Source organism: Vibrio sp. 1069 (genome assembly GCF_033340555.1).
Genome location: NZ_JAWOWP010000972.1, coordinates 1 through 512 on the forward strand (window position 1 = coordinate 1; position 512 = coordinate 512).

At 48.8% G+C, this 512-nt stretch carries 1 protein-coding gene; it reads left to right on the forward strand.

Translation table 11 applies throughout. The features are described 5' to 3' along the window. The coding region (locus R7040_RS30105) for a PstS family phosphate ABC transporter substrate-binding protein (RefSeq protein WP_318098142.1) at window positions 1–512 on the forward strand (512 nt) is incomplete at both ends.

Sequence of the window (512 nt, forward strand, 5' to 3'; positions counted from 1 at the left end):
TTGGCGGGGATGACCACACTTTGGGTGGAAGAGTTTAAATCCATTTACCCGAACATCAACGCGCAAGTTCAAGCTTCAGGCTCGTCAACGGCGCCACCTGCTTTAACAGAGCAAACGGCGCAGTTTGGTCCAATGAGCCGCCCGATGCGTTTGAAAGAAATCGAAGCGTTTGAGCGACAGCATGGTTACAAACCTACAGCGTTGCGCGTTGCTATTGATGCTATTGGTATTTTTGTGCATCAAGACAATCCCATTCAAGGTTTGAACTTTAATCAATTGGACGCGATGTTTTCCGCTACGTTGCGTTGTGGAGAAAGTCAGTTCATCACTAACTGGCAGCAACTAGGTTTAAAAGCCGAATGGGCGAAGCGCAACTTGCAGTTGTTTGGGCGTAACTCTGTGTCCGGGACGTATGGTTACTTCAAAAGCAATGCGTTGTGTGGAGGTGACTTCAAAACCCGAGTGAATGAACAACCGGGCTCGGCTTCTGTGGTGCAATCTGTGGCATCGAC